4 protein-coding genes are annotated in these 4,645 nt (G+C 71.2%); 2 read left to right on the top strand and 2 right to left on the bottom strand.

Annotation, left to right across the window (positions count from 1 at the left end; translation table 11 throughout):
* Positions 1-58: 58 nt before the first annotated feature.
* Together ACFWX1_RS09845 and ACFWX1_RS09840 are read right to left on the bottom strand one after the other, a co-directional pair.
* Positions 59-1,540, bottom strand: a complete 1,482-nt coding sequence (locus ACFWX1_RS09845; protein WP_378385736.1) for an exo-alpha-sialidase — start codon at positions 1,538-1,540, stop codon at positions 59-61.
* A gap of 98 nt (positions 1,541-1,638) precedes the next feature.
* The gene (locus ACFWX1_RS09840; RefSeq protein WP_378385787.1) at positions 1,639-2,625 is read right to left on the bottom strand and encodes a YeiH family protein; all 987 of its coding nucleotides are present in this window, start codon (positions 2,623-2,625) and stop codon (positions 1,639-1,641) included.
* A 71-nt stretch (positions 2,626-2,696) separates the two neighbouring features.
* On the opposite strand from ACFWX1_RS09840, the gene ACFWX1_RS09835 reads away from it, so the two are divergent.
* Together ACFWX1_RS09835 and ACFWX1_RS09830 are read left to right on the top strand one after the other, a co-directional pair.
* Positions 2,697-3,590: a LysR family transcriptional regulator gene (locus ACFWX1_RS09835; protein WP_378385734.1), complete on the top strand. Its 894-nt coding sequence runs from the start codon at positions 2,697-2,699 to the stop codon at positions 3,588-3,590.
* A gap of 81 nt (positions 3,591-3,671) precedes the next feature.
* The gene (locus tag ACFWX1_RS09830; protein WP_378385732.1) at positions 3,672-4,544 is read left to right on the top strand and encodes a PadR family transcriptional regulator; all 873 of its coding nucleotides are present in this window, start codon (positions 3,672-3,674) and stop codon (positions 4,542-4,544) included.
* Positions 4,545-4,645: the final 101 nt, after the last annotated feature.

Here is a 4,645-nt window from a genome sequence, read left to right as displayed (position 1 = left end):
CCTCCTTCACAGCGCTCAACGCTGTGAAGGAGGCCTTCACGGACCGCGTCCACAAAGGTCAGTCGCAGTGGCTCAGTGGGCTGTCGAAGGTGGAGCCGCCGGTCGCGCCGCCCCAGCGGACGCACTTGCCCGACGCGGTGGTCTTGACTGGGCCGGCGAAGTACGCGAACGAGCCGGAGTCGGTGACCCGCGGCGAACCCTGGACCTCCAGGTAGGCCGAGGTCTGCGTGGCCGTTCCCGCCGACGCGCTCTTCATCGTGCTGACGCAGTTCTGCCCGGTGCTCGCGTTGTAGGACAGGTAAACCGTGCCCGCGGTGCCGAGCGGGGCCGAGTCGATGACGCCGAACCCGCCGCCGCACACCGGCGCGCCGAGCGTGGCCTCGGTGACCGTCGACCACCGGATCGTCTGGTTGGCGTTGTACTCCGGGCCCGCTTCGTACAGCACGCCGACCGAACCCGAAGCCAGCTGGACCATGTCCGAATAGGCCGCGTCCTCGCCCCACACCAGCACACTGCGGTCGTTGTTCGTCCAGCTGCCGCCCTCGTCGAACGACGAGTGGACGCGCAGCTGCTTGCGACGGTCGCAAGTGGACGGTCCGGCGAACAGGATCCGGTCGTAGCGCCCACCGGCGTCCACCGCGCTCATCCGCGCCGTCGAGCCCTGCACGGTCGGCGTGATCAGGTCGTTCTCGTAGGTGAACTTCTGCGCGAAGCTCGCGCCGCCGTCCGCGCTGATCGCATACGTCCGGTTGCGGGTGCCGTCCGCGAGGCACTTGTTGTCCTTGTTGGCATCGTTGCGCGCCGCCGCGTACACCCGGCCGTCGGCCAGTTCGGTGACGCTGATCTCCTGCGGGTTCATCGCGTCCGTCGTGCTGACGTCGGTCGCGCCGCGGTGCCAGTCGACACCGTTGTTGTCGCTGTAGATCAGGGAACCAGTGCCCTTGTCCCCGGTCGAAAAGCTCATCCCGGCCACCAGCCGCCCGGCGTGCGCACCCCGCGTCAGCACGATCCCGTGCGACGGCCCGGTCGCCAGCCAGCCCGGCGCGGACTCGAAACCCAGCTGCTCCGTCAGCACCTTCGGCGTCGTCCAGGTCTTCCCGTTGTCGTCACTCCACTGCACCCGCGGAATCCGTCCGCACGCCGGGTTCTTCACGCACTGCATCGTCGACAGCAGCACGATCCGGCCGGTCGAGGGCACCACGATCGGCACCGGATTCCCCTTGGTGTCCCCGAAACCCCGGATCACCACCTGCGGCGCGCCCCAGGTCTTCCCGCCGTCGGCCGAACGCTTCACCACCAGATCGATGTCGCCGGCGTCGTTGCAGAACGACGCGCCCCCGTTGCGGCCCTCGGCGAAGGCGAGCAAGTCGCCGCTGCGCGCCTTCACCACCGCAGGAATCCGGAAGCAGTCGTAACCTTCCGTTTTCTCTTTGTACACCACGGTATTGCCCACCGCTGCCGAAGCAGGCGGCGCCGCGGACACCCCGGCCAGTGTCATACCCGCCACCACCGCGGCCAGCGCGACACGGATGATCTTCACAGTCAGGCTCCGTCCTGAGCATCGCGAACCCCTTACCCGCCCGAGGATCCGGCGCACCCGTACAAGAGCCGTACATTTGTGTATAACGCTCTATACGATCAGGCGAGGATCGCCAGCGCGCAGAAACCGGTGGTGGCGACAAGAAGCGTCGACAGCAAACCGAGCAGGAGCGCGCGGCCGCCGGTGCGGATCAGGACACCGATCCGGACGGCGCAGCCGAGACCGAACAGGGCGCCTGCGAGCAACAGGGTGGACGCGATCTTCGCGACATCGAGCACGGCGCCGGGGAGAATGCCGGTGCTGCGCACCACGACCATCGCGAGGAAGCCGAGGACGAACAGCGGCACGAGCGGCGCGCGGGCGCCGTCGGGGCGCGTCCGGTTGCGGTTCTCGGTCACGCTCACCAGCGCCACCATCGGCGCCAGCAGGACGACCCGGCTGAGCTTGACCACGATCGCGATCGCGACGGCGCCCGCGCCTGCCGGGGTCGCCGCCGCGACCACCTGCGCCACCTCGTGCACGCTGATCCCGGCCCAGCTGCCCAGCCGAAGCCCTTCGAGGCCGAAAACGTTACCCAGCAAGGGGATCGCCGCGATTGCGATGCTGCCGTAGCAGGTGACCAGCGCCACGGCCGTCGCGACGTCGGAATCCTTGCGTTCGACGACGCCTTCCATCGCCGCGATCGCCGAAGCGCCGCAGATCGAGAACCCGGTCGCCACCAGCAGCGCCAGTCCACGCGGGACCCGGATCAGCTTGCCGATCCCGAGCGTGCCGACGAAGGTGACGCCGACGGTCAGCACGACCGCGAGCAGGGTGCCGGGTCCGAGCGAGAGCACGGCGGGAAGCGCGAGCTGCAGGCCGAGCAGGACGACGCCGGCGCGCAGCAGCCGTTTGGTCACCCGCGCGATCGCCTGGCGGAGGTCGTCGGTGAGCACGGGAAGCGACCCGGCGATCACGCCGAGCACGACCGCGACGGTGAGCGCGCCGAGGACGGGCAGAGCGGAGCTGATCAGATAGGCCACCGCGACTCCCGCCGCGGTGACGGCGAGTCCGGGGAGGACTGTTCGGGGGCGCGTCGTCGTCATGCTCTTCAGCCTCGTCCCGCGACGGGCGGCGCGGTAGCCGTCAGCGAGTGCTGAGGTCATACACTTGGGCTATGACCGCACCCGATCTCGACTCGCTCCGCCTGCTGGTTTTCGTCGACGAACTCGGCAGTATCGGCCAGGCGGCGAACGCGCTGGGCATCGCGCAGCCGTCCGCGACGAAGCGACTGTCCACACTGGAACGTCGGCTCGGGCTGGCGTTGCTCAGCCGCAGTCATCGGGGTTCGGGGCTCACCCCGGACGGCCGCGTCGTGGTCGGCTGGGCGCGCCGCGTGCTGGACGAGATGAGCGAGCTGCTCACCGGCGCGGAGGCGTTGCGCGCGCAGCGCGAGGCCGAACTCCGCGTCGCCGCGAGCATGACGCTCGCCGAGCATTTCGTGCCCGCGTGGATCGGCGAGGTCAAGCGTGCCCACCCCGATCGCTACGTCGGGCTGGAGGTGGTCAACTCCGAGCACGTCGCCGAACTGGTGGTGCAGGGCAAGGTGGACCTCGGGTTCGTCGAGTCGCCGGGCCCGCTGCCGGGGCTCGCCACCCGGAAGGTCGCGGCGGATCATCTCGTCGTGGTGGTGCCCGACGGGCATCCCTGGGCTCGCAGGCGTCGTCCGCTCACCGCCGCCGAGCTGGCGGCGACGCCGCTGGTGGTCCGCGAGCGCGGTTCCGGAACCCGCGAGACCGTCGATGCCGCGCTGCGCCGTGCCGGGGTGGGCGCGGTCACGCCGCTGCTGGAGCTGGGGTCGGCGTCGGCCGTGCGGAACGCCGTGATCTCGGGCGCGGGGCCGGCGGTGATCAGCGCGCTCGACGTCGCCCGCGAGGTCGCCGACCGGCGGCTCGTGCCGGTCGCGGTCGACGGCGTCGACCTGAACCGCGCGCTGCGTGCGGTCTGGCCCGCCGGGCGGCGGCTCACCGGGCCCGCAGCGGAGCTCCTCGCCCTCGCGATACGCCGCTGACCTGCGAACTTGCGTGCCGAATAGCGCCGATATATCGTGGTCATGTCGGCGATACTCGCACGATAGGAAAGGGGATGGATCATGGAGCGATCCGCAGGTTTCGGCAGGATGTTCCGCGGCTTCGGGGAGCGCGGCGGTTTCGGCTTCGGGCACCCGGGGCACCCCGGCCGCCCGGGAGGCCCCGGGCACGGACATGGACACGGCCCGCACGGGCACCACGGTCCCCACGGCCATCACGGGCATCCGGAACACCCGGGTGACAACCCGGATTGGGGGCCAGAGGACGGCTTCGGCCCGGAGTTCGCGCGTGGCGGGCCGCCGCACGGGCCGGGCTTCCCGCCGCCCCCGCCTCCGCCGCCGCATGGCCCCGACCCGCGGGGCGGGTTCCCGGGGTTCGGCGGTTTCCCCGGCTTCCCGGGTGGTGGGCCCGGTGACCCGCGCCGGCACGGCGGCTGGTTCGGCGGTGGCCCGTGGCAGGGGCGCCGCGGCCCGAGCCGTCCGGTCCGGCCCGCGGTGCTGGCGCTGCTCGCCGAGGAGCCGATGCACGGCTACCAGATCATGCAGGAGATCCGCCGCCGCACCGACAACGAGTGGCGGCCGAGCCCCGGCTCGATCTACCCGATCCTGCAGCAGCTGGAGGACGAGGGACTGGTCCAGACGGCCGGGAACGGCGGCCGCCGCGTCGCCGAGCTGACCGAGGCGGGCCGCGAGCACGTCGCCGGTCGTGAGGAGGAGTTCGCCGCGCTGTGGGAGAGCGGTGCCGCCGAGGTGCCGGGCGCGGACCGGTTCCAGGCGCTGTGGCGTCAGCTCGGCGAGCTTTCGGGGGCCGCTTCGCAGGTCGCCTACACCGGCAGCGACGCGGAATTCGCCGAGGTCAAGAAGGTGCTGGCGGAGGCACGCCGCAAGGTGTACGAGGTGCTGGCCGCCGCCGAGCCGGAGGACGACCTGTCCTGACCGGGGCGCGGGCTTCCGTGAAGGCCTCCTTCACAACGTGTGTCGCTGGGAAGGGGGGCCGGGCTCGGAGACACCACACCCCGCCCCCGAGAAATTGTACG

It is taken from the genome of Amycolatopsis sp. NPDC059021, from assembly GCF_042739895.1.
GTDB lineage: Bacteria > Actinomycetota > Actinomycetes > Mycobacteriales > Pseudonocardiaceae > Amycolatopsis.
The sequence above is the reverse complement of the archived record's forward strand: the minus strand, read 5'-3'. Positions and strand labels throughout refer to the sequence as shown.

Coding starts and splice junctions, on each gene's coding strand:
- ACFWX1_RS09840 (WP_378385787.1), bottom strand. CDS start 2,625: ATGACGACGACGCGCCCCCGAACAGTCCTCCCCGGACTCGCCGTCACC.
- ACFWX1_RS09835 (WP_378385734.1), top strand. CDS start 2,697: ATGACCGCACCCGATCTCGACTCGCTCCGCCTGCTGGTTTTCGTCGAC.
- ACFWX1_RS09830 (WP_378385732.1), top strand. CDS start 3,672: ATGGAGCGATCCGCAGGTTTCGGCAGGATGTTCCGCGGCTTCGGGGAG.